We start from the raw sequence: 25758 nt of genomic DNA, 5'->3' as shown, positions 1-25758 counted from the left end.
ACTAAGTAGAGGAGAGAGTGAAGTAGAACGAAAAAGAAGCTTGAAAAAGTGGTGAAAAACAATAAATAGACGTGAAAAATCATTTTTTTCAGGTTTTCTATCCAAAATTTTAAATAAATCATCTTTATTAAACTATGAACGAAAAAACGAATGATTCATTGATACTAATAGTCTTTAATTCTTGAATGGATAAGCTCGATTTTATGGAATCAGCAAAATTCGGGAAGGATATTCCCAGGATAGGTGAGCCTGTGAGATCTTTTACAGATGAAGAAAGAGAGGTCATAAGAAGAAAAATTATGGATCGCGGAAAGGACTGCTTCGCCAGATACGGTATTAAGAAAACAGGCATTGAGGATCTTACCGAAGGTCTGGGAATCTCAAAGAGTTCTTTCTATTCTTTTTTTAATAGCAAAGAGGATATCTTTCTCCAGATTTTTAAAGAGGAGCAGGAAGTTTTAAAGGACAGCATACTCGAAAGTTCCTTCCTGAAATATAGATCTGAACCCGATAAAGCTATCAGGGCTTATCTCTGGTATGTTCTGCATGTTGTGGATAATCACCCAATCTGGAGAAAAGTTTTAATCGAGAAAGAACATCTTGAGCTGATAATTTCCCGGTCCTCTGAGGAAGAAATTAAAAGTATTCGTAGAAACAATGTGTCAATAATTCTTCCTTTTTTTGAAGAGTGGGCAGCCGCCGGGCTTCTTATTGATAAACCTGCCAGGATCCTTGCCGCAACCACACAGGCCGTCCTTTCCCTTCTCCATTTCAGGAACGAAATCGAGAAAGACGATTTTCCTGAAGTTATGGACACTTTTATTGACCTGCTGGCAGATAATATTACGAAAAAAGGTATATAGATCCAGGGCATGAGTTTGAAGGAACAGAAGCCTCCTACTTAGTATAAATTAATAAAATTTTCTTCTAAGGTAAAAATATAATTTGTAAAGATATATCATAAATAATTTTATACTAAAGCGATTGCATCAAATGTTGCTTTCTGAAGAGAGTTAACATACTAAAAAATATACTGCGGGTTAATGATGAAATGCATCATAAAGGTAACTGAAGGAGAATTCTATAATGAGTGCATTGGCACAGTAGCCAATAACTTTAAAGTACATAAATACAATAATTGTGGAAACTGATTCGAAAAATAAATTATATTAAGCAGATAGGTCTGAATTCGAAGATTACCTTTCTCAAAAAGAAATTCAAGTAATAGTAAATAGATCTTAAGAGCCAGAAAAGATTTATTAACAGAATGTTATTTCCGAAAGCATTGTAATCAAAAAAGAGATATTCAGGAATTATATAAAAGTCATTAGTTTAAATAATGCGGCATCATATTGGTGAGTCTTTCGATTCTCGCCAAATTATCTGCAAGAGATTGTGACTGCTGTTAAAGATCATGATTTACCTTTAAAAGTTACAGGTGAGCTGGTGAGCATCAACATAAACAGATATAAATGTGGATATTGTGGAGCCTGTGTGGGAGTCTGCCCTAAAGGAGCACTCGAACTTGTGGAAACCTGGATTGAAGTAGATGAAAATGTCTGTATCGTGTGCGGGATATGCGATCGCATCTGCCCTGTAGGAGCAATCGAGGTAATGAAATGAAGGACATGTATGATGTTCTGGTGATAGGAGCCGGCCCTGCAGGCTCCATTGCTGCCAAAACAGCAGCTGAGAAAGGGCTTGATGTACTTCTAATTGAAAAACGCCAGGAAATAGGTGATCCTGTACGCTGTGCCGAAGGCGTAAACAAAGAGTTTCTTAAAAAACATCTAGAGATCGACAAACGGTGGATCTGTGCTGATCTTAAAGGTTCCTGTATTTACTCTCCGGACGGTACAAAAATAGAGATGGCTGAGGAACTCTCCGGAGGAGAGGTCGGCTATGTACTCGAGAGAAAGGTCTTTGACCGTGCCCTTGCGGAGCAGGCTGCGAAGGCCGGAGCTGAGGTCAGGGTAAAGACAAGAGCTACAGGTCTTATCATTGAAGACGATTTCGTAAAAGGGGCCAAGCTCATGCATCTCGGGAAAGAGTACGATGTGAGTGCCAAAATAGTAATAGGGGCTGATGGAGTCGAATCAAAGGTAGGCAGGTGGGCAGGGATTGACACAGCCCTGAAACCCGTAGATATCGAGACCTGTGCCCAGTACCTTATCGCAGGTACGGATATAGACCAGGAGCACTGTGAGTTCTACATAGGAAATGAGATCGCACCCGGGGGGTATGTCTGGATATTTCCTAAAGGAGAAGGAAAAGCCAATGTGGGAATCGGAATTCTGGGAAGTAAGATGGGGAAATTCAAACAGAGGCCGGTCGATCATCTGAACGATTTCCTGCAAAAAAGGTTTCCGGATGCCCGGATAGTTGAGATGGTTTTCGGTGGAGTCCCGGTGTCAGGTAGCATCGAGAAAACTTCAGCTAACGGGCTGATGCTTATAGGAGACGCTGCACGTCAGTCAGACCCTATTACAGGTGGGGGGATTCTCAACGCCATGGATGCAGGTAAGATGGCTGGAGAAGCTGCTTACACAGCTATATCCGCAGGAGATGTCTCACTGGGAAAGCTTGAAGAGGTCTATGAAAAAAGGTGGAGAGCTACAATAGGACATGACATTGACATGAGCCTTATCGTTAAGAACTGCTTTATCAACCTTTCCGACGATGACCTTGACTCGCTTGCTCATTCATTAAAAGACGTAAAATTCGAAAGGATGAGCCTCCTGGATCTGCTACAGGCTCTCTTCAAAGCCAATAAAAAGCTGCTCTGGGATCTTCGCATACTTTTTAAGGATGCAGCAAAAGAAGTAATAAAGAACAGAACATAATGCCTGAAAAACAGGCATCTTTTTTTCTATTGTTCTTTTTTTAAGCCTTTTAAAGGAAAAATTCTTTCTCTAAATTTTACTTTTCTCAGGTTACCCAAATTTTTTCACGTAATCTTAACTTCCCGAGTTTCGCCTCCCGAGTTTCGCTTCCCGAGTTTCGCTTCGGGAGCACGAGGTCTGTTTCACTCGCTTCGCTCGTTCAAGCAGACTCGTATAAAGGATAATTGCAGCTTTTTATAGCTGCATTTTCATAAAAACGATACGTAGGCTGGGAGGGTAGTTTTGCAGACTTACGGCTTTGTCCGGCTATCTTAGACTACCACCCTCACTCCTACGGCTCTCCGGCAATTTAACATGTTACAGCTCTGTGTTCACAGAGTCTGGCGATTTTCCACGAGCTTACGGTCTGTAGAGAGCAGAGGGATATTTGGTTCCCAGTCTATAAAATAGTGTCGTGGGGGCTCTTATAAGTGTATTTGAATGTTGGTATTGATGTTGCTAAGAATATACATGAAGCCTGTATTCTGAACGATAAGGGAGAACAGATTGGAAAATACATCAAAATTAAGAATTTAAAAAGCAGTATTGAGAAGTTCAGAGAACGTGTAAAATCAACCGCAGGTGAATTAGATCTAATTCCAAGGATTGGAATGGAAGCCACTGGAATATACTGGTATACCATATATTGTGAACTTTCGAAACACTATGAAATCCATCTTTACAATCCTTCTCAGGTAAGGGGGTTTGCAGCAGTCAACGTTAGGGGAGCAAAAACAGATCAAATCGATGCAAAAACAATTGCTGGAATGCTTCGATTCGGGCAAGCCCCAAAAATCTGTTATGGCGATAAAATGAGAATGGAACTGAAGGAATACTGTAGATTCCATTTCAAACTGAAATCAGAGGTGGCTAACCTGAAGAAGCGGGTAATACGCAACATGCATCTTATTTTTCCTGGATATGACCAGATGTTTTCAAGCATATTCACAAAAACATCAATAGCTATTCTAAATGAAGCACCAAGACCCTTTGATATGCTTGAAATGGGAGAAGAAAGGCTCTTTGAATTGATGAGAAAAACGAGCAGGAATCATTACAGTCCTGAGAAAGCAAGAGAACTTTTAGAAATGGCGAAAGATTCAGTTTCTCCTGACTTTATTGAGGAGGCTTTACTATTTGAAGTTGAGTCTCTGCTGAAACTGATTGAATATATAGAAAACCAGATAAAAGAAGTGGAAACCAGGATTTCGGCTGCATGGAAAACGGTGAAGGATAAGCATTATCTTCAGACAATTCCGGGAATCAGCGATTTAATGGCAGCTATGATCTGGGCTGAACTTGGAGATGTGGAAAACTTTCAGCATCCTGACCAGATCGTTGCTTTTGCAGGATATGATCCAAAAGTAAAACAATCTGGGAACAAGGAAGTTATTTCAGGACCTAACAAAAAGGGATCAAAACTGCTAAGATGGGTTTTGGGGAGAGCTGTTGTGCAAGCAAAGCTGTTTAATCCGGTAATAGAGCAGTATTTTATGAAGAAAATGAGTGAGGGGAAGCACTACAATACTGCACTCTGTGCATCAGCTAAAAAGATGATAAGGATTATCTGGTCTGTAGAAAAGAACAAAAGACCGTTCCAGATACCGGGATAAAGTAAATTGAGAGGGGGAACTGAGAAAAATGATTGAAAAAAGGTAGCTGTGGCTATGGATTTTTATCGGTCTATGCGAAAAGGGAAGGAAGAGTTTTTGGGTTGAGGAGCAAAAAAACCTTTTAGGCATATTCATGGAAATTTACCGCGCTATCAGCGCGGCTTTTTCATAATAATTCCCCTTGATGAAAAAATCGAATATAAAAAATCATTTATAACATGTCTAATTTATAAAATCACAGGTTTTGCTTCCTGAATTGCGTCTCGGGATCACAGGAAATCAGATATTTTTTGGAAGTTGCACTGCAAGTGCAACAGCACGAGGTCCTTTTCGCTCCGCTCAAGAGGACTAAATTAAAGATATTACTGCGCAAAACACTCTTTTTCATCTTTATTTTTACTTCTTTTTTGACGAACCGTCAGATAAGCTGGCAGAGCATTTTATAAGTGTGAGTTGAAAAGCAGTTTCCGGGGATAAGAAATTGCTTTTCTGCCATGGAGTGTAGTTTCTCCGTAGCATCTATCTGGCAGGGCGGCTGTAGCTCTCCGAGGCGCAGGGAAAACATAAAAATATGTATTTTCGCATATTCGTAAATATCAACTGACTGGTCAGGAATTGCTGTCCAGCTTCGCTCAGTTAACTCTTCATTCCATTTTTGCTTGAAGCTGAAAAGGGGTATTACTGAAAAATCATTTGTTCCAGAACTCCGGCGTAAAGAGCACAATTACGGTGTAGACTTCAAGCCGTCCAATCCACATATTTGCTATCAGGATTAATTTTCCGAGAGGAGGGATCGGGTCAAAAGTACCCATCGGGCCTACCACATTAAGGCCTGGACCTACGTTCCCGAGAGTAGCTATGGAGGCAGTGATAGAACTTATAATATCCATACCCAGTACCGAGAGGATAAGTGCGCTTGAGATAAAAATAAGAAGGTAGATCACCACAAAAGAGAAAATAGAATTTATAACCTCGTCTGGCACGTTTTTATTATTGAATTTTACACTTCTTACGGCTCTCGGATGAAGGGCTTTGAAAAGTTCTACTCTTCCATGTCTGAGGAGCATAAGGACGCGCACAACCTTAATGCCTCCGCCTGTAGAGCCGGCACAACCGCCAACAAACATAACAAGGAGCAGCACCATTTTACCAGATTCGGACCAGAGGTTAAAGTCCGTTGTAGCAAACCCGGTAGTTGTCATAATGGAAACTACTTGAAAGATCGAAAGCCTGAAAGAGTCAAAAAGACCTGTACCAAGGTCGCGATAGAGCAGGAGAGTCAAAAGCCCGGTTGCTGCAAGGGTGAGGGCTGTGTAGAAGCGGAATTCATCATCTCTAAGAAGGAAGTCCTTGTCAACATAAATCGCCCTGTAATGTAGGGCAAAGTTTGCGCCTGCGATGAACATGAAAAAAGTTATTATGAATTCAACAAGAGGGCTGTTAAAGGCTTCAATGCTCAGCCCATAAGGCGAGAAACCTCCGCAGGCCATTGTAGTAAACGTGTGAGTTACTGCATCATATAGCGAAAGTCCTGCAAGCAGGAGAGCAATAACCTCCACGAATGAGATTACAAAATAGACCATCCACAGAATCTTTGCGGTTTCCCTTATTCTTGGTTTCAATTTATCTTCTGTCGGGCCTGGGGCTTCAGCCCGGAAGAGTTGTCGTCCGGCAACTCCGAGTTTGGGTAGGATAGCAATGAACAGTACAATAATTCCCATACCGCCCAGCCATTGCATCATGGACCGCCAGAAGAGAATGCCTTTAGGATAGCTTTCTATATCAGTAAGGATTGTCGAACCAGTAGTGGTAAAAGCCGACATGGATTCAAAAAGAGAATTGAGGGGGGAAATTCCTTCCAGGACGAAAGGTATTGCCCCGAAAACCGCAGCAGCAAGCCAGCCCAGGGCAACGATTGCAAAGCCTTCTTTGCGCATCCAGTCTTCGTCGGTTTTATAGGAAAGCAGGATTAAACCTGTAAGGACGGTTATTACTATAGACACAAGAAAAGGTGTCAGATTTTCCCCGTAATAGTACGAGACTCCGAGAGGAACAACCATGAGCATCCCGAGAAGCCTGAGTAAACCGCCAAGCACATAAAAAACAATCTTAATATTCATGCCGATCCTCTGTTTTTGCAGCTTATGACCCTTTTAATGTATTCGTATTTATTCCTTACTTATAGTTTCGGACGTAGATATTTACACTTAACTCCCAAGATGCGCTATACCACGGAAACATCGGAGTTTTCATTTGAAATTAGTGAATTATTTTAGGATTTGACTACAAATAATTTTTCAACGTGCGGGACAGCGGAAGATAGAGCAAAAACAATGACTCTATCCCCTTCACGGATGACAAACTCTCCTCTGGGGATAATGACCTCATCCTTGTGGACAACCATGGTAATGATTGCACCTTTGGGAAACTTGACCTTATTGAGCGGTTTTCCTACAATTTTTGACTGACTGGATGCCGTATATTCGATAATTTCGGCTTTTTCGCCCTCAAGAGTTGCAAGGGCCTCTATGCCTTTCCCCATTGTAAGTTTGAGGACCTCGTTTACGGTTGCTGCCCTCGGGCTTACTGCAATATCGATTCCCACCATCTCGAAAAGAGGTACATACTCCGAACGGTCAGCTCTTGCAATCACTTTTTTGGCGCCCATTTGCTTTGCCAGAAGAGCGCAGAGAAGGTTCTTTTCGTCGCTGTCCGTAACTGCAATAACAACATCCATATCCTCAATATTTTCTTCCCTGAGAAGGCTGACATCAGTGCCGTCCCCGTTTAGTATAAGGGCATTCTCCAGTACCTCGGCTACTTCTATGCAGCGACTCTTTCTGTTCTCAATGACCTTGAGATCCGCATTTTCATCCTTATCAATAATCTTGGCAAGGTAAAACCCCACAATTCCGCAGCCAATAAGGAGAATTCTATTTCTGTGGTGTTCTTCGTTCCCGAAAATGCCCTCGAGATTTTCCATGGCTCTGGGCTTGCCCACAATTACCATGTGGTCATTTGCTTTGATTAAATCGTCTCCTCGAGGGATGATTATTTCTTTTTCCCGAAAAATCGCACTGACAATACAGCAGTCGTCAAGCTTGAGGTCCTGCATATGCTTTCCTACAAACCTGTTATCGGGGCGGATGGCAAATTCCATCATCTGGACTTTACCTCCTGCAAACATTTCCGCATCTATTGCAGAAGGGTTTGAAAGAACCTCTGCAACTTCCGAGGCGAGAGCGAGTTCAGGACAGATCATAATGTCCACACCAACCTGAGCTCTGGAAGTAACAGGCACATCAATATAGTCAGGGTTACTAACTCTTGCAATAGTTTTTGTTTCTCTCCAGCCTTGATGGGACCTTATGATCAATTTTGCGGTCATACAGGCAACAATGTTAACTTCATCAACCCCGGTGACAGCCACGAGAATATCCACATTGGAAAGGACACTTGCAAGAATATCGGCATTTGCACCGTTTCCTTCCACGACCTGAACATCAAGCTCATCCGCCCTTCTCAGGGCGTCTTCGTCTTTTTCGATAACAATCACATCATGTGTGAGGGAAAGAAACTTTGCGATATGATATCCAACTTCTCCTGCGCCGATGACCACTGCTTTCATAAGATTCCCTCGAAGAAAAGACTATTTCCAGATAGATTACCCTGCTTGCTTAAGTAGTCTTTGGAGAAAAAAAACGTAAATGGGCGGATTTCTAATAAATGGTGTAGTGGTAGAATTAATAACAAACAAAAAATAAAAAATTAAGATTAATAAGATCCAAAGCATATACACAGATGGGTAATGGAAGTTAGAAACCTGAATATCTGGGGAAAAACAGAGTCTGAAAAAGTTCAGAGATATCTGTTTTTTGAGTATGTGAGAGTTTACCTGTAGGAATTAACCGGTAAAAGTTCTCATTCATGAGTGCCAGAAATCACTTGTAAAGAGCACCAGCACAGTATAAACCTCAAGCCTTCCGACCCACATATTGTTAATCAGGACGATTTTCCCCAGGGGAGGAAGCATTTCAAAGTTTGCCATAGGTCCGACGACATTAAAGCCAGGCCCTATATTTCCAAGAGTAGCGATCGAAGCTGTGGCAGAACTGATCATGTCGACTCCAAGCAAAGTCAGGAGTACCGCACTGAAAATAAAAACTGATATATAGATCACAACAAAAGAAAGTATGGACTGTAAAACATCATCAGGTACTGCTTTGTTATTAAATCTGATAGGCTTGACAAGTCTCGGATGAATAAATTTAAACAATTCCCTCCTCGCATACTTTAACATCAGCATAAAACGCACGACTTTCATGCCGCCTCCTGTAGAACCTGCACAGCCTCCTATAAACATGACTGCAAAAACCAAAATCTTCGCCGAATCTTTCCACAGGTTAAAATCAGTTGAAGCAAAGCCCGTAGCTGTCATAATAGAGGTAATCTGGAATATGGCATAGCGGAAAGAATTGAAGAGCGAAAACTCCATATCTTTGTACAGAACCAGGGTGAGCAAGCCTGAAAATCCCAGAAGAATATAGGTATAAACCCTGAATTCTTCGTCTTTGAACAGGAGGTTCTTATCAATTTTGATAGCCCGGTAATAGAGGGCAAAGTTCGCCCCGGCCGCAAACATGAAAAACGTAAGAATAAACTCGATAAGAGGGCTTCCAAAAGCTTCGATCCCGGCTCCGTAAGGAGAAAAACCCCCGCAAGCCATGCCGGCAAAAGTATGCGTAAGGGCATCGTAAAGGGACATTCCGGCAAGCATCAGAGCCACAACCTCAATAGCAGAGATAAGGACGTAAAGCGCCCACAGGATCTTTGCCGTATCTTTTATTCTCGGTTTCAGTTTATCTTCGGTGGGTCCCGGAGCCTCGGCCCTGAAAAGCTGGCGACCGGCAACTCCTAGTTTGGGCAGGATAGCAATGAAGAGCACGATAATTCCCATGCCTCCAAGCCACTGGGTAAAAGACCGCCAGAAAAGAAGACTTCTGGAATAACTCTCTATATCCACAAGAATTGTCGAACCCGTTGAAGTAAAACCCGACATTGTTTCAAACACGGCATCAAGAAAAGAGACTTCCTCAAAAAGGAAAGGAATCCCGCCAAAAATAGCTGCTGCAAGCCAGGCCAGAGCCACAATGGCAAGAGCTTCTTTCTGCTGCCATTCAACACTACTTTTGATGTGTGTAAGAAGCAAACCAGCAAGAAGAGTTACTAAAATAGAGACAATAAAAGGTTCCAGAGGCTCCCGATAGTATAAAGCTACTAAAAGGGGAACGAGCATTGTAAAAGCAAGAAGTGTGATAATCTTCCCTAATGCATTAAAAACGACTTTATTATCCATAAAATTACTCCGATCTTGGAAAACTTACCTGAAAAACTTTTCAACTTCGGAAACCGCAGAGGCCATGGAGAAAATAACTACACGATCTCCGTTGTTGACAACGAAATCCCCCCTTGGAATTATAGTTTCTTTTCCGCGTACTACCATGTTAATGAGAGCTCCTTTAGGGAATTTTACTTTGTTTAAAGGCTTGCCGACAACCTTAGATTTCTCGGAAGCCGTATATTCTATGATTTCAGCTTTCTCGCCTTCGATAGTAGTGAGCGTTTGTATGCCTTTTCCCATGGTAAGTTTGAGGACTTCGTTTACGGTTGCTTCCCTGGGACTTACAGCCATATCTATCCCAACCATCTCAAAAAGAGGAAGGTAATCCGAGCGGTCAGCTCTTGCAATCACCTTCTTTGCTCCTAGCTGCTTTGCAAGAAGAGCGCAGAGAAGGTTCTTTTCATCGCTGTCCGTAACTGCAACAACAACGTCCATATCCTCAATATTTTCTTCCCTGAGAAGGCTGACATCAGTGCCGTCCCCGTTGAGCACAAGGGCGTTTTCCAGCATCTCAGCCACTTCTATACAGCGGCTCTTCCTGTTCTCAATGATCCTCAGGTCCGCGTTTTCTTCTCTGTCGATCAGCTTTGCCAGATAGAAACCTACAATTCCGCAGCCAATAAGGAGAATCCTGTTTTTGTGGGGTACCTGGCTCCCGAAGACGTTCTCAAGGTTTTCCATAGCTTCAGGCTTGCCCACAACCACCATGTGGTCATTTGCTTTGATCAAATCGTCTCCGTGAGGAATTATTATTTCGTTTTCGCGAAAAACCGCGCTGACAATGCAACAGTCAGCAAGCCGAAGGTCCTGCATCTGCTTTCCCACAAGTCTGCTTTCCGGATTTATTGCAAACTCAGTCATCTTTACTTTTCCTTCGGCAAACATTTCCGCATCTATTGCAGAAGGACTTGAGAGCACATCAGCAACTTCCGATGCGAGCGCAAGCTCAGGGCAGATCATAAGGTCAACGCCAACCTGAGCCCTTGATGTAACTGGCGAATCTATATAATCGGGATTACTAACTCTTGCTATGGTCTTAGTATCCTTCCAGCCGGGTTTGCTCCTTGTGATCAGCTTGGTGGTCATACAGGCAACAATGTTGACCTCATCAACGCCTGTAACAGCCACGAGAAGGTCAGCATTCTGCAGGACTTTTGAAAGGATATCAGCGTTTGCACCATTTCCTTCAATTACGAGCACGTCAAGTTCATCTACCCTTTTTGACGCTTCCTCGTCTTTCTCTATAATTACCACATCATTTTTAGGAGAGAGGGCTTTTGCAATGTGATAGCCTACTTCCCCTGCACCAATAATTACAGCCTTCATAGAACACCCTCAAAAAACTGTTTTTAATGAATCTGCACGACAGGAATCTATTGAACCAGAATGCATGAGCATAGGATTGATTAAATTAAAATTAATTGAAGAGTGAAGACTCAACATAAAAATAACTAAGATGACAAAATTCAAAACAAAAATAACTGACTTGAAAGCAGTCAAAATAAAAGTAATCAAAGCTAAAATAAACATTAAAAAAATACCAGGCAAAATATTGAAGTGTTGGATGTTGCCTGAAACTCGATTATTTGTAGCAAAGTTTATCAGCGTATTTACCATCTCTGGAAATTAAACGTTTTGCAAACCAGAATTCTCAAACCTATGCTTTTGCATATCAAATACGATTCTTAACCATAGAATTAAACAGGTATATATAAATGTTTTCGAGCTTCCGTTCCGGAAAAAATCAAACCAAAAAGGAATTCTCTAAGAAAAATTATTCTTGAAAAAAGGAAAAAAGGATAGATATTAGTAATACTCGATAAATGAGTGAAAACCGGGCCAGAGCTTTCTTAACCCTCAAAGGCATCTTTTACCTTTTCGAAAAGCCCTTTGCTTTTTCTGGATTTCTCGCTCTTTTGCTTCTCAGCTTTACTTTTTTCGTCTCCTTCGGTCTTCTTTCCATTGCTCAGGTATTCGAACTGGCGAAGAAGCTCCTTCTGTTCCTGAGTAAGTTTTGTCGGGGTCTTGATTATTACTCTTACGAGCTGGTCTCCTTTACCGTGCCCGTGAATGTGCTGTATGCCTTTGTCCTTGAGTCTGAAGACGGAATGGGTTTGAGTACCTGCAGGGATATTCATTTTGACCTGGCCGTAGAGGGTATCAACCATAACATCAGCCCCGAGTGCAGCCTGGGTGAATGGTATTGACAGTTCGGAGATTACATCGTAATCGACACGCTTGAAGTACCTGTGCTCCATCACATGGATAATTATATAAAGGTCTCCGGAAGGCGCACCTGGTTCTCCTGCATCCCCTTCTCCGCTGAGCCTGAGGGTCATGCCTGAGTCTGCTCCTGCAGGGACATTGACTGTTATTGTTCTTCTGCTCCGGACTCTGCCTGCACCGCTACAGACCGGGCATGGGGACTCAATTATCTGACCTCTGCCGTGACAGGTATTGCAGGTTGTGGTGCTCACGAACTGCATTCCCAAAGTTGAACGGGTAGTGCGAACCTGCCCTGTGCCGCCGCAGGTAGGGCAGCGCTTTGGGCTTGTGCCCTCCTTTGCTCCTGTTCCCGAGCAGGCAGAACATCTTTCTGTCCTTGGAATATCAATATCTTTATGAACTCCAAAAGCAGCTTCTTCGAAGGTTATGTAGAGGTCGTACTGGAGGTCTGAACCTCTCCTCGGCCCCATAGGGCCTCCTCTTCTGCCGCCTCCGAAAAACATTTCAAAAATGTCTCCGAACCCGCCAAAATCCGCGCCCCGGAAAATGTCCTCTGCACTGTATTGACCATCGATTCCGGCATGCCCGAAGCGGTCGTACTGAGCACGTTTTTCAGTGTCTGAAAGAACGGCGTAAGCCTCGGATATTTCCTTGAATTTTTCCTCAGCCCCGGCTTCCTTGTTCCTGTCAGGATGGTACTGCAGTGCAAGCTTCCGGTAAGTCTTCTTTATATCCTCGACTGAAGCATCTTTGGATAATCCGAGAATTTCGTAATAATCACGTGTGGTAGCCATCAGGATTCCCTGTTGTTTTAAAAAAGGATAAAAACCCGGAACCTGCGAGCAGGTTTCCGGTCATGCCTGCAAATTATCAGGCGCTTTTTGTTAGTGTTAATTCTCTTTAATTACTTACGCTTTTCGTCGTCAACTACCTCATAGTCGGCGTCAACCACTGTCTCATCAGGGCCTCTCGCATCAGTGCTTCCTGCTTCGCCTGCAGCCTGTTGAGCCTGCTGGGCTTTCTGATACATAGCTGTCGAAATCGGGTATACCGATTCCTGAAGAGCTTCTGTCTTTGCTTTAATCTCTTCGGCATCCTTGCCTTCAAGGGCTTTCTTCAGGTCTTCGATTGCAGCATTGACTTTTGACTTCTGGTCTTCGGTAGCCAGATCTCCGGCTTCCTTGATAGTCTTTTCCGAGGCATTGATAAGGGCTTCGGCGTTATTTCTTGTCTCGACTTCTTCCCTGCGCTTTTTGTCCTCTTCTGCATGCAGTTCCGCATCCTTGACCATGCGCTCGATTTCTGCATCAGAAAGTCCGCCGGGTTTCTGGATAGAAATGGACTGATTCTTGCCTGTGCCCAGGTCCTTTGCACCCACGTGGAGGATACCGTTTGCGTCAATGTCAAAGGTAACCTCAATCTGAGGAATGCCTCTAGGAGCCGGGGGTATGCCGTCAAGGGTGAACCTGCCCAGGGTCTTGTTTTCGGAAGCGATTCCGCGCTCTCCCTGCAGGACATGGATCTCTACTGAGGGCTGGTTGTCAGCAGCAGTTGAGAAGATCTGGCTCTTTTTAGTAGGGATGGTTGTATTCCTCTGGATAAGCGGGGTTGCAATGCCTCCAAGGGTCTCGATACCCAGGGTAAGAGGATTGACATCGAGCAGAAGGACATCTTTTACCTCTCCGCCCAGGACTCCTGCCTGGATGGCTGCGCCGATTGCAACTGCCTCGTCAGGATTGATATTCTTGTATGGCTTCTTGCCTGTGAAATTCTCCACAAGTTCAACCACGGCAGGCATTCTTGTTGCGCCTCCGACAAGAATCACTTTGTCAAGGTCATTTGATGTAAACTTTGAATCGCTGAGTGCACGGCGCATGGATACAAGGGTCTTTTCCAGGAGATCTTCAGTCATTTTCTGGAACTGGGCTCTTGTCAGGTCAACATCCATGTGCTTTGGGTCCCCATCAGGGCCTACTGTAAGGAAGGGGAGGTTGACGTTAGTGCTGGCAACGCCTGAAAGCTCTATCTTGGCTTTTTCAGCTGCATCCTTCAGGCGCTGGAGTACAGCCCTGTCCTTGGAAAGGTCGATTCCTTCCGTTTTCCTGAATTCGGCAAGCAGGTAATCAATAATGCGCTGGTCGAAGTCGTCGCCTCCAAGGTGCGTATCTCCACTTGTGGACTTTACTTCGAATACTCCGCCTCCGAGTTCCAGAATGGATACGTCAAAGGTTCCGCCTCCAAGGTCGTAGACAAGAATCTTCTGGTCTATGTCTCCTTTGTCAAGCCCGTAAGCCAGGGATGCAGCAGTCGGTTCATTAATGATCCTGAGGACTTCAAGCCCTGCAATCGAACCTGCATCCTTTGTAGCCTGCCTCTGTGAATCATTGAAATAAGCAGGAACTGTAATAACAGCCTGTTTTATGGTTTCTCCAAGATAAGCCTCTGCATCTGTTTTGAGCTTCTGGAGGATCATCGCAGAAATTTCCTGCGGAGCATATGCCTTCCCGTTAAGAGTGACTTTATAGCTGGCTTCTCCCATGTGCCTTTTAATGGAATAGACCGTATTCTCAGGGTTTGATATAGCCTGCCGCTTAGCGACCTGACCCACGAGTTTCTCCCCTTTCTTAGAGAACCCAACGACTGAAGGAGTTGTTCTGCTGCCTTCGGCGTTCGGGATCACGACAGCATCCCCGCCTTCCATCACTGCCATGCACGAATTAGTAGTACCAAGGTCAATACCCAGTATCTTTGCCATATTATATCCTCATAGTTAATTATCAATTAATTATAGTTAGATTACTTGATTAGGTTGCTTATTGGATTAGTGAGTTAAATGTCTTGTAAATTTCTAGTGAGTTAAATTTCTGGTTAAATTAACCGGTAAAAATACTTGCCAAATTCACTTAATCTGTAATTAGTCCTATTTTATTTAGTTAAATATTTCGTTGAATTAGTTAGTCAGAGAGATTAGCAAGTTACTTCTCAATTAAACTATTAATTCAAGTTATTTAATAAAGTTCTTCTGTTACTCACAGGGTTACAAGTTTTGATTTTTCTTTTGAGAATTGACGTAATTTTGAGTCTAATACTAATAACTAATTTAAAGGTAAACTCAGTTTAGTACAGGTTTATTTTTGAGTAATTCATTTTATTTCTCTATCTCTTCAGGGCTTCTTGCCACTGAAACCAGAGCAGGTCTGACAACTCTCTCGTTTAAAGCATATCCTGATTTATAAACCTCAACTATAGTATTGTCAGGAACGTCGGAGGTTTCTACGTGCTGGACAGCCTCATGCCTGTGAGGATCAAATTCGCCTGCCTTTTCGCATTTTATCCTCTCAAGTCCGTACTTTTCCAGGATAGAGAAAAACTGCTTTGAAAGCTGCTCGATTCCACTTACAATTGAACTCATGTCTTCTGCAGTACGTGCAGATTTCAAGGCGCGATCAAAGTTATCTGTTACTTCGACAAAGTCAAGAAGCACCTGCTCAAGTGCAGCTTTTCGGTTCTCTTCCATCTGACGGGCAGTTCTTTTTCTGAAGTTATCAAAATCCGCTGCAAGCCGAAAAAGCTGATCCTTGAGAAGTTCGTTTTCCTCCCTGCATGCAGCTTCCGGGCTCTTTTCAGCTCCGGAACTTACAGGTTCATTTTCAGGACTTGCTGTTGTTTCATCGGCTTTATCAACCGAAGATCCAGAGTTCTGAGCTTCTGAATTTTCAGCTTGCATCCGGCTCTCTTCTTTTGAATGCATATTTTCTTTTTTACTGGACTTCTTCATTTATCAATCCCCATGAAATTATTTTAAATGTAACACTCGTCTTGATCTGTGATTGTTTGTAATTCTATAAATACTTTTCGGAGCTGCGGACAGGATATCTCCCTGAAAAAGCAAAAAAAAGAAAAATCAGTAAAAGTGGTTTTGAAGTTTATAAGATAGTGCTTTGAGCATTATAACGCCTGCAATCATACAGGCTGCAACTGCCGAAATTACCTGTTCCCATCCAAGAACGGAAATTCCTCCATCTAACGCAAATTGAACGCCTCCTACGAGAGAAACAAACACGAAGGAGAGCCCAAAACCTGCCAATGCTCCTCCTATAATGGAACTCAGGGTGTCAAGGCCCTGCCTCTCATAAAATACCATTCCCCCTATAAAAATCACGGCAAAGATCATGAGTACGAATGCCGACGGCAGGGGACTTGATTTAGTAGAGAATATATCAAATAACCCTAGCCCCATGTCAACCAGGAATATACCCATAAGAACTGCAATAGCGAGGGTTTTGACAAAAGGATTTTCAAACAAAGACTGAGAATTTGGGTTTTTGCTGTTGATTTTACCAGCCACCATCAAATATTGTAACAATCACTTTTAAACTATAAACTATATAAATTATATAAACTTTTACTTAAATCTCCGGATTAGTTTCTTACTTTCCTTTTTTCCTTCATATTTCTCTATAAATTTATTTACTTAATTTTCTATAGCCATTTCTCTCTTCTTACTTCTCAGAGTCCCTTTTCTTAAGCTTACCCAAAAATTGTTTTCCTTCCATGCAGGACAAAAAGTAATATAAAATGACCGGGTTTTTCTTTTCCGATGAAAATCCTTATTGCAGAATTCGCTGTCGGTACGGATATTGAAAAGTCCCTGATCCCGGAAGGGGCAGCTATGCTAAAGACACTTGCGGAAAGTTTTGTCCGCGTGGGGCATGAAGTGTATTATCCTTCTGCAGGCACAGACATAGGTGCAGGCACACCATTGAAATCAACGGCTGAAAACTTCAGGCAGGTAATTGAAAGAGAGGCAAAGAAGTGTGATGCGGGATTGCTTATTGCTCCTGACGGAATGCTTTCGGAACTGAACAGGATCCTTGAAGAGAATACTGTGAACCTAGGGTGCTCTCCAAGTTCTGCAGCCTGCTGTGCAGATAAACTCATGTGTACGCACATCCTGAAAAAAGCCGGGATTAACGCTCCTGAAATTGCGGAAAAGGCCAGAGAAGGTAGAAAGTACGTTATAAAACCAAGATTCGGATGCGGGGCAGAGGCAACATATCTGGTTACAGAGTTCGAAAAGACAGAGGAATTCATAGCAAGCGAATACATTGAAGGAAAACATCTGAGTGTAAGCTTGATTGCGGGAAAAAAACCTCTTCTACTTACGGTAAACCACCAGTTTATTGAGTTTGAAGATAAAAAGGATGTGGAAGGCGAAAATCCGAAGAAAAATAGAGTATCGGGTATAAAATACAATGGCAGCCTGACTCCTTACCAGACTTCCAGAGTGAATGAACTCTATGAAACTGCAATATCTACAGTAAAATGCCTGGACTGTTTTGGGTATGTAGGTGTGGACATCGTACTTTCCGATCTTCCGTATGTGGTGGATGTAAATCCAAGGCCTACAGCCTCGTTATTCGGGATTAACAGGGTCATGAAGGAGGAAATAGGCGAACTTCTTCTAATGAATAGATTCGGAGAACTCCCTGATTCGGTACGAATAGAAGGGGAGTATCACTTTTCAAAAGATATGCTTGGCGAACTTTTCGGGAAGAGCTGAAAATATGGATAGTGTGAACAATTACGGATCTTAGTTATAGACTTTAATTATAGACTTTAGTCATAGACTTTAATTATAGACTTTAGTTATAAACTTTAGTTATAGATCTTAGTTACAGACCTTAGTTATAAACCTGGAAAAAATACGGAACGGAATTAAAAATGCATTCAAAAATTATAGGGCTTGACATTGGAGGGGCGAACACAAAGCTTGCTTCCTCGAACGGAACTCTTGTGGAACTTCACTACCTGCCTCTCTGGAAGAATACCAGGCTTCCGAAAGTCTTAAAAGAAATTGCACAAAGGCTGAAGCCTGAAAGAGTTGCTGTTGTGATGACAGGAGAACTTGCAGACTGTTTTGAAGACAAAGAGCAGGGCATTCACTTTATAAAAGATACTGTTGATTCTGCTTTCGGTCCCGAAAAAGTATATTATATAAACAGTCAGGGAAGGTTCCATAGTGAAGATGGCTCCCTGAGGGAGCTTGCTGCCGCAAACTGGGCAGCCTCGGCCAGACTGATAGGGGAGGAGATAGGAGACTGTGTTTTTGTTGATGTTGGCAGTACTACAAGTGATATTATTCCGATCATATCAGGGGAGCACAGGGCGGGGCTTACGGACTTTGAACGCTTGCTCAGGAGTGAACTTGTATATGCAGGCACACTCAGGACAAATCTTGCTGCACTTCTTGAAAAGGTAAAGCTTGATAAAGGCATATGCAGGACATCCTCGGAACTTTTTGCAACGACAGCAGATGCTTATCTCATTCTCGGGAAAATCGATGAAGCTGCATACACATGTGAGACTGCCGACGGAGCAGGCAGGAACAAAACAGATGCCATGCGCAGAATTGCAAGGCTGATCTGCGCAGACCTTTCAGAGGTAGAGGGAAAGGAAATATACGAGATTGCAGAGCAGGTAAAAGAAAAACAGATCTCTACTCTGGCTGAAGCGATCTTCGAAGTTGCGGAAAGAAATGGACTTAAGAAGATTGCAGCAGCAGGACTTGGAGAGTTCCTTATAAAGGAAGCTGCAGAGAGGCTCGGACTTGAATGCATTTCTGTTTCAGGGCGCTGGGGAGGAGAGATCTCGAAGGTCTTTCCGGCATATGCTGCCGCCCATCTTCTGGAAGCCGAAAAGTCTAAAAATTGAGTCTCTTAATCTTAGTCTCTTAAACTGAGTCTCTGATATTTCTGTTTCCCTGAAGAAATTAGTAATATGACTGAAAATCATTAGAATTGAGGAAAAACCTAACGGACGAGAAATCTCAATGAAAGCTGTGAGGGTAGTCATCAAAGTAGGAGGGAGTCTGATCAGCGAAGCTCCAGAACTTATTGACAGGCTCGTAAAAGAATTTGGCTCAGGACATTCGGGGACTGCCCCTGATGAGAGGGTTTCCGAAAGAATTCTGTTTTCCATCCTTATAGTACCCGGAGGAGGGATATTTGCAGATGCAGTAAGGAGAGCTGACTTGAGGTTCGGACTTGGAGACGATGCAGCTCACTGGATGGCTGTGCTTGGCATGGAGCAATACGCCTGCTATTTGCGGGACAAAAGCGGTGCAGTAGGTACGGATTCAATAACAGAACTGCCTCCGGGCGTTTCAATTCTTTTTCCTTACAGGTTGTTGAAGGAAGAAGATCCTCTGCCTCACTCATGGGAAGTTACTTCGGACACAATTGCTGCTTGGGTCGCGAAGCAGACAGGAGCCCTGTTCATTAAGGCTACAGATGTTGACGGGATATTCAGGGAAGGAGAACTGAGCAGAGAAATTTTTGCCTCCGATTTTCCCGAAAATTTTGAAAGCTGCATTGACCCTTTCCTGCCCGGATTCCTTCAGAAAAACAAAATGCAGTGCGTAATTACAAACGGGAAATTTCCTGAAAGAGTAATTCAGGCGGTGTACGGGAAGCCTGTACCCTGTACGGCGGTAAAGGGGAATATTTAAATTGTATATCGTATATGACTAGGGGAGAGAAGCAAACCGTATCCAAAAAGCATCATTACATTCAGTTCATCAGATTTGTTGATGTTAATAAAGGTGCCAAAAAAAGAGCAGGATACCGAAGCTTAAGTAAGGTGCCTGATTTACCGGTTAATTCATTACAGTTCACTATAAGGAATAATTAAGGAGAAGAAAAATGTCATCACAGAAAATTGAATACTGTACCTCATGCGGAATTCGTCTTGTGGAGAAAGGCTATGTAAAGTTTCCCTGCCCCCAGTGCGGAGCAGAGATCGGGAGATGTACAAGTTGCAGGCAGCAGGGTAACGTATACACCTGCCCGAAGTGCGGATTCAAAGCTCCCTGATTTTGGCCTGAATGCCGAAAGATCAAGAAGAGCATTGTGAAAGCAGCTTAAAACTGGTCAACAGTATCATATAGATTATAAGAGGGATTAAAATGGGCGATGTTGCAGCAAAAATTAAAATTATGCCAGAAAGCGTTGAAACCGACCTTGCAGAATTGAAAGAGAAAATAAAAGCCGTAATTCCTGCAGGGGCAGACCTTCACGGAGATGTCGTTGAGGAGCCTATCGCTTTTGGCTTGAAGGCTCTGATTGTAACATTAATCGTTAATGACGAAGAAGGTGGAACTGAACCTGCAGAAGAAGCCTTTGCAAAAGTTTCCGGCGTCGAGAATGTTCAGGTTCTGGAAGCCTACCGCATCTGAGAAGGAAAAAAGAACCGGATAACGTTTCCGGAAAACTTTTTTCATCATTCTCTTTTTCGTAAAAGGGCTCGTAGATCAGGGGAAGATCGTTACGTTCGCAACGTAAAGGCCGCGGGTTCAAATCCCGCCGAGTCCATTAATTAAGTAATCAGAGTCGAGTTTCCACGATCGGAAACTCCATTTATTATTCTGAATTCGCTATTCAGAAAATCAATTTTGAGTTTTTGGATCGGCTCTATCAGTACTGAATGAAAAAAACTCTTTTTGAATCTCTTGAAACTTTTTTTAGATATTTTAAATTCTTTCTGATTTCTCTTTTTTCGATGGACATCAAACGGGCTGGTGGTTGCGTCTTCAGCAGGCAGAATTTCAGGAGTATTTGATGCTGGTTGCTAAGGCTTAAATTGATATAAGTGATAATCAATATAACTGGACTACACTGTTAATTTTTTATAGACATTTTAAAAATCTATCAGATTTTTGACGGAATATATGTCCCTTTGAGTCCGATAAAGGCAAAGATGCATTATTTAACTTTCTAAAAATAGCAAAGAATTAAATACAAATAACTCTTTTTAAATATTAGTGTGGTTATCCCACGCTAGAATAACCCCCTCAGATGGCCAGGGAAAGTTGAAGCTCCCCCTGGCCACTCTAATATACGAAAATCTTTTTAAATAGAGAATTTTTCAGTTGAGCTTTTCTATCTCGTGGCGTTTTAAGCTTATATTTGAATTCTCTTTTATTGCTTTTGCTTTCTTGATGTTTGTTTTTCTGAAAAAACAATATAAACCTAGTTAACTACTATAAAAAGTTCCTTAAATTTTTTACCCAGAAAAAAATATTTATAAAACATTAGGTTTAATTATTTATAGATCTTAACTTTTAAAAATCCGGTAACACATCATATGCTTTTTAAATAATGGATACATAACAGACCAGCGTATATTTTTTTTACAATAGAACCCCTATATATCGGATTGAAGGGAATAAATAGCGGAAAAATGGGAAAATCCGCAAAAGGCTATTTTTAACCCTGTTTTTAAGTGAAAATTGATTTTTCGCTCTGAGATATAGAGACTAAGGCAAAAAGTAAAAAATGGGGGACTGGAAGTTATTAAGAGTAACAGCTTTCCCGGGAAGAAAGAAGAGGCTGGAGAATTAGAACAGGAAAACTCAATGGCGATTCATGAAAAAATAACAGAGCCCCTCCCTTCAGAGAACCCTAATCCTGTTCTCAGGGTAGGAAAGAATGGAAAGGTTCTTTATGCCAATAGAGCAGCCTGCTTTCTTCTTGAGCACTGGGGCATAAAAGAAGGAGAAGAGCTTCCTCAATCACTGAGGCACGGTATAAGAAGGATTCTTTCGCAAAAAAAGCCTGAAAACCTTGAAATCAACATTGGGAGTGCTACATACGCTCTAAAGCTTTATCCTCATTCGAAAGATGGATTCACAGATATCTATGGGTTTGACATAAGCTACAGGGTACGGGCTGAAGAAAAACTTATGTCCCAGCATGAGAGACTGGAAAACCTTGTTGGGTTGAGGACCTTTGAGTACATAGAAGCAAACGAGAAACTTGCACAGGAAGTAACCGAGAGAAAGAGGATTGAAAAGACCCTTCAGAATAATCTTCAGTTTCTTGAAACACTTCTTGACAACATTCCAAGCTCTGTATTCCAGAGGGACCTTAATGAGATTTATGTGAACTGTAACGAGAGTTTTGCCAGGCAAATTATGGGTCTTCCAAAGGAGATGGTTATAGGGGGATCATTCTCCGAGTTTCAGAAGAGAGTTCCAAAAGAACTGGCTGAAATATATTACAAACATGACAGGGAACTTCTCAATAATGGGGGAAGCCATTATTACGAGACCAGGGTTATCTGCGCTGACGGCGTAAGCAGAGACTTTCTGTTTCATAAGGCCACCTACGAAAATAGTTCCGGAGAAGTTGCCGGAATTGTGGGCGTAATGCTGGATATTACTCCGCGCAAAGAAGCTGAAAAATTTTTCAGAAAAAGTGAGGAGAGATACAGGATTGTTGCCGAGCAGACAGGCCAGCTAGTTTATGATTATGAGACTGAATCAAAACAAATTGACTGGGCTGGAGCGATCCCGCAGCTTACAGGCTGCAGTCCTCAAGAGTTCAGGCAGGTAGACATGGAAAGCTGGATAGAACACATCCATCCTGAAGACCGCGATAAGGCACGGAAAGCACATGAAAAGTGTATGAAAAACGGGGGGAGATATCTTGAAGAATACAGGTTTAGAAGGAAAGACGGAAGCTACTTCTATGTAGAAGATAACGGCGTGTGCCTTCAGGATAATCTTAACCAGGTTTACCGGGTTGTCGGAGTAATAAAAGATATTACAGAAAGAAAATTCGTCGGAGAAATTCTCGAGAGAAGCGAGGAAAGATTCCGCATAACAGCAGAACAGACCGGGCAACTCGTTTATGATTATAATGTTGAAAATAATCACAGTTCGTGGGCAGGAGCAATTGAAGAACTTACAGGGTATAGTTTAGAAGAGTTCCAGGGCTTCACTCCCGAAGTATGGGCTCAGCACGTTCACCCTGAAGACCGGGAAAAAGCAGTAAAAGCCCATGAAGAGTGCATTAAAAATGGGGGGAAATATTTTGAAGAATACAGGTTCAGAAAAAAAGATGGAAGCTACATCTGCGTTGAAGACGGCGGAATTTACCTGAAAGCCGAAAATAGAGGCATATGCAGGGTTCTAGGGATAATAAAAGATATCACTGATAGGAAACTTGCTCACAATAGACTGGAACAGAGTGAGAAACGCTACCGTTTAATCGCAGAAAAAACTAAAATGCTTTTATATTTCGATAACTATGCGGATGACAAAACTGATTGGGCAGGAGCAATTCCTCAGATTACAGGGTATAGTTATGAGGAGTTCCAGAAAGTCAGAGTTAATGATTGGATGTGCCTGATCCACCCGGAAGACCTCCAGAAGGTAAGGGCTGCTCACGAATATTGTATGCATTATGGGGGTGATTTCTATCAGAACTACAGATTCAGGAGAAAGGATGGAAGTTACTTCTATGTAGAGGATGAGGGAGTTTACCTGAAAGATGAAAAAGGCTGCGTGTATTTGGCAGCCGGAGTGATAAAAGACATCACGGAGAAGAGGTCTGCACAGGAAAAGCTTCTGGAAAGTGAAGAAAGATTCAGGATAGCTGCCGAGCAGACCGGACAGATAGTATTTGAACATGATCACCAGGAGAAAAATATCAAGTGGGCAGGCGCTATCCAGGATGTCACGGGGTATACAGTAGAAGAATTTAATAAACTCGGCAATTCATGGGCAGATCATATTCATCCTGAAGACAGAAAAAGAGCGCTTGGTGAACTCAGGACATTTCAAGAAAAAGCAAATAACTTCCGTGTTGAGTACAGGTTCAGGAAGAAGGATGGGAGCTATATCTATCTGGAAGATAGCGGAGTCTATCTGAGGAATAAAAACGGAAGCATTCGAAAAGCTTTCGGAGTAATGAAAGATATTACAGGCATAAAACTTGCTTCGGAAAAACTGAAAGAAAGTGAAGCGCGCTACAGGTCCTTTATGAAAAACTTCAGAGGAATTGCTTTCCAGATGGGGCTTGATTTCACCCTGATCCTCATAGACGGCAGTATAGAAGAGACTACGGGGTACAGAAGAGAGGACTTTATTTCCGGAAATGTTAACTGGTACCAGATTGTTCATCCCGAAAGCATGAAAAGTCTTTTTGATAATAGGGATAAATTGATAAAAGATCCATTGCTCTTCATAGAACATGATTACAGAATAGTACACAAAGATGGAGCAGTAAAGTGGGTCCGCGAGGTTTTTCAGAATGTTTTCGACGCTACAGGGAAAAATAGAATTTTGCAGGGTGCGGTTTACGATATAAGCAAACAAAAAGAAGCTGAAGAATCTCTTGCAAAAGTGGAAGAAATCCGTAAAAAGGAAATACATCATAGGATTAAAAATAATCTGCAGGTAATCTCAAGCCTTCTTGAACTTCAGGCAGAAAGATTTGACGATACGGAAGTTCTGGAAGCTTTTCGTGAGAGCCAGAACCGTGTTGCTACAATGGCAATAATCCATGAGGAGCTTTACAGGTCAAGAGATAATGAAACCCTGGACTTCTCAGCTTATCTTCAGAAACTGACGTCGGACCTGTTTCACTCATACACTGTCAGAAAAGGGAATGTCACTATGCAGCTCGATATTGAAGAAATTTTCCTGGGAATGGATACTGCGGTTCCTCTGGGGATAATTATCAATGAGCTTGTATCCAATTCCCTGAAGCATGCATTTCCATCAGGCAGGAGAGGAAAAATTCGTATCAAACTTTGCAGGATAGAAGAAAATGCCGAGAATAAAAGTATAAGTAATAGCACTAATAATATTGGTGCTAAGAGTTCAGTTGACAAAAATATCCAGTACACACTGGTAGTTTCGGACAATGGGTTGGGTTTTCCGGAAAACGTTGATTTCAGGAACACAAACTCTCTGGGCCTGCAACTTGTAAATATACTTGTCGAGCAGCTGGAGGGTACGGTTGAACTTGAAAGCGGTTCAGGGACTAAATTCAAAATCTGGTTTAAGGAGCCCTGCCAGTCATCTGAAAATGTATCCAGTATCAAAGGGGAGATACAATGAAAAAGGCAAAAATTCTGGTCGTTGAAGACCAGAACATCGTCGCTCTAAACATCAGAAACAAGCTCAAAAACCTGGGTTATACTGTACCTGGCACTGCATCCACAGGAGAGGAAGCAATTAGAAAAGCGGAGCTGACGAATGCGGATCTTGTTTTGATGGACATTATGTTGAAAGGGGATATGGATGGAATTGAAGCTGCCCGTGAAATAAAAACCCGCCTTAAAATTCCTGTACTATATCTGACCGCTTATACTGACGATGAAACCCTTGAAAGGGCTAAAATGACAGAACCGGCAGGATATATTTCCAAACCTTTTAAAGAAGAAGACCTGCACAGCAATATTGAGATGGCGCTACATAAACACAGAGCCGAAAAAAAAGAAATTGAGAGCTCCAGTAGTGATGAATAAGACTCTTCAAATGCTTTAACGGAATCTGTATCCGATTAAAACAGATACATTTTCCAAACTTGAATTTAAGAGATATTCTAAAAGAGATCTTATAAAATAACAATTCTAAAAGATGTATATCACTCATGTTTTAACTGAATTTTTCCTTTTTATAGTTCCGGGACATAAGAATTTTTCACGGAGATTTGTTCAGTGAATTAGTCGTGTCCTGGAGAAATAATCGTGTCCTGGAGAAATAGTCGTGTCCTGGAAAAATAGTCGTGTCCAGGAAGCACAATTATATGCGTCATTGAAATTGAGAAAAAAGACTGAATCTGAG

The 25758-nt window shown here is 42.2% G+C and carries 19 protein-coding genes and 1 tRNA gene; 12 read left to right on the top strand and 8 right to left on the bottom strand.

Features of this window, described 5'->3' with window-relative positions:
* Positions 1-203: 203 nt before the first annotated feature.
* The 4 genes from ACZ5A8_RS07665 to ACZ5A8_RS07650 all read left to right on the top strand — a co-directional run bounded on the left by ACZ5A8_RS07665 (position 204) and on the right by ACZ5A8_RS07650 (position 4495).
* Entirely contained in the window at positions 204-863 is a 660-nt protein-coding gene (locus ACZ5A8_RS07665; protein WP_464533149.1) for a TetR/AcrR family transcriptional regulator, read from the top strand.
* A 583-nt stretch (positions 864-1446) separates the two neighbouring features.
* A complete protein-coding gene (locus ACZ5A8_RS07660) occupies positions 1447-1623 on the top strand; it encodes a 4Fe-4S binding protein (RefSeq protein ID WP_229391908.1) in 177 nt (58 codons plus the stop codon).
* Positions 1620-2843 carry a digeranylgeranylglycerophospholipid reductase gene (locus tag ACZ5A8_RS07655; RefSeq protein WP_464533147.1) on the top strand — a complete coding sequence of 408 codons (1224 nt, stop codon included), beginning with the start codon at positions 1620-1622 and terminating at the stop codon, positions 2841-2843. The genes ACZ5A8_RS07660 and ACZ5A8_RS07655 overlap by 4 nt, the downstream gene beginning before the upstream one ends.
* 470 nt (positions 2844-3313) lie before the next feature.
* The gene (locus ACZ5A8_RS07650) at positions 3314-4495 is read left to right on the top strand and encodes an IS110 family RNA-guided transposase (RefSeq protein WP_464529245.1); all 1182 of its coding nucleotides are present in this window, start codon (positions 3314-3316) and stop codon (positions 4493-4495) included.
* Positions 4496-5184: 689 nt separating this feature from the next.
* Here ACZ5A8_RS07650 and ACZ5A8_RS07645 read toward each other — a convergent pair.
* The 8 genes from ACZ5A8_RS07645 to ACZ5A8_RS07610 form a co-directional block, all read right to left on the bottom strand.
* Positions 5185-6615, bottom strand: a complete 1431-nt coding sequence (locus tag ACZ5A8_RS07645) for a TrkH family potassium uptake protein (RefSeq protein ID WP_229391910.1) — start codon at positions 6613-6615, stop codon at positions 5185-5187.
* Between the two features lie 152 nt (positions 6616-6767).
* Complete coding sequence (trkA, locus tag ACZ5A8_RS07640; protein ID WP_229391911.1) at positions 6768-8123, bottom strand: Trk system potassium transporter TrkA; 1356 nt, start codon at positions 8121-8123, stop codon at positions 6768-6770.
* A gap of 297 nt (positions 8124-8420) precedes the next feature.
* On the bottom strand, positions 8421-9851 hold the full coding sequence (locus ACZ5A8_RS07635; protein WP_464533146.1) for a TrkH family potassium uptake protein: 1431 nt from the start codon (positions 9849-9851) through the stop codon (positions 8421-8423).
* A gap of 24 nt (positions 9852-9875) precedes the next feature.
* Positions 9876-11222 carry a Trk system potassium transporter TrkA gene (gene trkA / locus ACZ5A8_RS07630; protein WP_464533144.1) on the bottom strand — a complete coding sequence of 449 codons (1347 nt, stop codon included), beginning with the start codon at positions 11220-11222 and terminating at the stop codon, positions 9876-9878.
* A gap of 524 nt (positions 11223-11746) precedes the next feature.
* A complete protein-coding gene (gene dnaJ, locus ACZ5A8_RS07625) occupies positions 11747-12916 on the bottom strand; it encodes a molecular chaperone DnaJ (RefSeq protein ID WP_464533143.1) in 1170 nt (389 codons plus the stop codon).
* A 110-nt stretch (positions 12917-13026) separates the two neighbouring features.
* Positions 13027-14877, bottom strand: a complete 1851-nt coding sequence (gene dnaK, locus ACZ5A8_RS07620) for a molecular chaperone DnaK (protein WP_464533142.1) — start codon at positions 14875-14877, stop codon at positions 13027-13029.
* Between the two features lie 393 nt (positions 14878-15270).
* A complete protein-coding gene (gene grpE, locus ACZ5A8_RS07615) occupies positions 15271-15900 on the bottom strand; it encodes a nucleotide exchange factor GrpE (RefSeq protein WP_322222460.1) in 630 nt (209 codons plus the stop codon).
* Positions 15901-16026: 126 nt separating this feature from the next.
* A complete protein-coding gene (locus ACZ5A8_RS07610) occupies positions 16027-16428 on the bottom strand; it encodes a heat-shock protein (protein WP_322222461.1) in 402 nt (133 codons plus the stop codon).
* A 294-nt stretch (positions 16429-16722) separates the two neighbouring features.
* On the opposite strand from ACZ5A8_RS07610, the gene ACZ5A8_RS07605 reads away from it, so the two are divergent.
* From ACZ5A8_RS07605 to ACZ5A8_RS07570, 8 genes are all read left to right on the top strand, one after another.
* A complete protein-coding gene (locus ACZ5A8_RS07605; RefSeq protein ID WP_464533140.1) occupies positions 16723-17685 on the top strand; it encodes an ATP-grasp domain-containing protein in 963 nt (320 codons plus the stop codon).
* A 161-nt stretch (positions 17686-17846) separates the two neighbouring features.
* Complete coding sequence (locus tag ACZ5A8_RS07600) at positions 17847-18836, top strand: hydantoinase/oxoprolinase family protein (protein WP_464533139.1); 990 nt, start codon at positions 17847-17849, stop codon at positions 18834-18836.
* A gap of 118 nt (positions 18837-18954) precedes the next feature.
* Positions 18955-19632 (top strand): amino acid kinase family protein, encoded by a 678-nt coding sequence (locus ACZ5A8_RS07595; protein ID WP_464533138.1) that lies wholly within the window; start codon positions 18955-18957, stop codon positions 19630-19632.
* Between the two features lie 193 nt (positions 19633-19825).
* The gene (locus ACZ5A8_RS07590; RefSeq protein ID WP_048133068.1) at positions 19826-19996 is read left to right on the top strand and encodes a zinc finger domain-containing protein; all 171 of its coding nucleotides are present in this window, start codon (positions 19826-19828) and stop codon (positions 19994-19996) included.
* 92 nt (positions 19997-20088) lie between these two features.
* A complete protein-coding gene (locus ACZ5A8_RS07585) occupies positions 20089-20358 on the top strand; it encodes an elongation factor 1-beta (protein ID WP_229391921.1) in 270 nt (89 codons plus the stop codon).
* 64 nt (positions 20359-20422) lie between these two features.
* Positions 20423-20494 (top strand) — tRNA-Ala (locus tag ACZ5A8_RS07580).
* A gap of 1043 nt (positions 20495-21537) precedes the next feature.
* On the top strand, positions 21538-25029 hold the full coding sequence (locus tag ACZ5A8_RS07575) for a PAS domain-containing protein (protein ID WP_464533136.1): 3492 nt from the start codon (positions 21538-21540) through the stop codon (positions 25027-25029).
* Positions 25026-25439, top strand: a complete 414-nt coding sequence (locus ACZ5A8_RS07570) for a response regulator (RefSeq protein WP_229391923.1) — start codon at positions 25026-25028, stop codon at positions 25437-25439. Before ACZ5A8_RS07575 ends, ACZ5A8_RS07570 begins: the two co-directional genes overlap by 4 nt.
* Positions 25440-25758: the final 319 nt, after the last annotated feature.

It is taken from the genome of Methanosarcina subterranea (genome assembly GCF_055385895.1).
Note: the sequence above shows the minus strand (reverse complement) of the source record. Positions and strands in the feature narration are given on the sequence as shown.

What these genes read in the sequence shown, in the direction of transcription:
- ACZ5A8_RS07590 (WP_048133068.1), top strand. Translation starts at nt 19,826, where the DNA reads ATGTCATCACAGAAAATTGAATACTGTACCTCATGCGGAATTCGTCTT.
- ACZ5A8_RS07635 (WP_464533146.1), bottom strand. Translation starts at nt 9,851, where the DNA reads ATGGATAATAAAGTCGTTTTTAATGCATTAGGGAAGATTATCACACTT.
- trkA (WP_229391911.1), bottom strand. Translation starts at nt 8,123, where the DNA reads ATGAAAGCAGTGGTCATCGGCGCAGGAGAAGTTGGATATCATATCGCA.
- dnaK (WP_464533142.1), bottom strand. Translation starts at nt 14,877, where the DNA reads ATGGCAAAGATACTGGGTATTGACCTTGGTACTACTAATTCGTGCATG.
- ACZ5A8_RS07585 (WP_229391921.1), top strand. Translation starts at nt 20,089, where the DNA reads ATGGGCGATGTTGCAGCAAAAATTAAAATTATGCCAGAAAGCGTTGAA.
- trkA (WP_464533144.1), bottom strand. Translation starts at nt 11,222, where the DNA reads ATGAAGGCTGTAATTATTGGTGCAGGGGAAGTAGGCTATCACATTGCA.
- grpE (WP_322222460.1), bottom strand. Translation starts at nt 15,900, where the DNA reads ATGAAGAAGTCCAGTAAAAAAGAAAATATGCATTCAAAAGAAGAGAGC.
- ACZ5A8_RS07570 (WP_229391923.1), top strand. Translation starts at nt 25,026, where the DNA reads ATGAAAAAGGCAAAAATTCTGGTCGTTGAAGACCAGAACATCGTCGCT.
- ACZ5A8_RS07645 (WP_229391910.1), bottom strand. Translation starts at nt 6,615, where the DNA reads ATGAATATTAAGATTGTTTTTTATGTGCTTGGCGGTTTACTCAGGCTT.
- dnaJ (WP_464533143.1), bottom strand. Translation starts at nt 12,916, where the DNA reads ATGGCTACCACACGTGATTATTACGAAATTCTCGGATTATCCAAAGAT.
- ACZ5A8_RS07665 (WP_464533149.1), top strand. Translation starts at nt 204, where the DNA reads ATGGAATCAGCAAAATTCGGGAAGGATATTCCCAGGATAGGTGAGCCT.
- ACZ5A8_RS07575 (WP_464533136.1), top strand. Translation starts at nt 21,538, where the DNA reads ATGGCGATTCATGAAAAAATAACAGAGCCCCTCCCTTCAGAGAACCCT.
- ACZ5A8_RS07605 (WP_464533140.1), top strand. Translation starts at nt 16,723, where the DNA reads ATGAAAATCCTTATTGCAGAATTCGCTGTCGGTACGGATATTGAAAAG.
- ACZ5A8_RS07600 (WP_464533139.1), top strand. Translation starts at nt 17,847, where the DNA reads ATGCATTCAAAAATTATAGGGCTTGACATTGGAGGGGCGAACACAAAG.
- ACZ5A8_RS07655 (WP_464533147.1), top strand. Translation starts at nt 1,620, where the DNA reads ATGAAGGACATGTATGATGTTCTGGTGATAGGAGCCGGCCCTGCAGGC.
- ACZ5A8_RS07595 (WP_464533138.1), top strand. Translation starts at nt 18,955, where the DNA reads ATGAAAGCTGTGAGGGTAGTCATCAAAGTAGGAGGGAGTCTGATCAGC.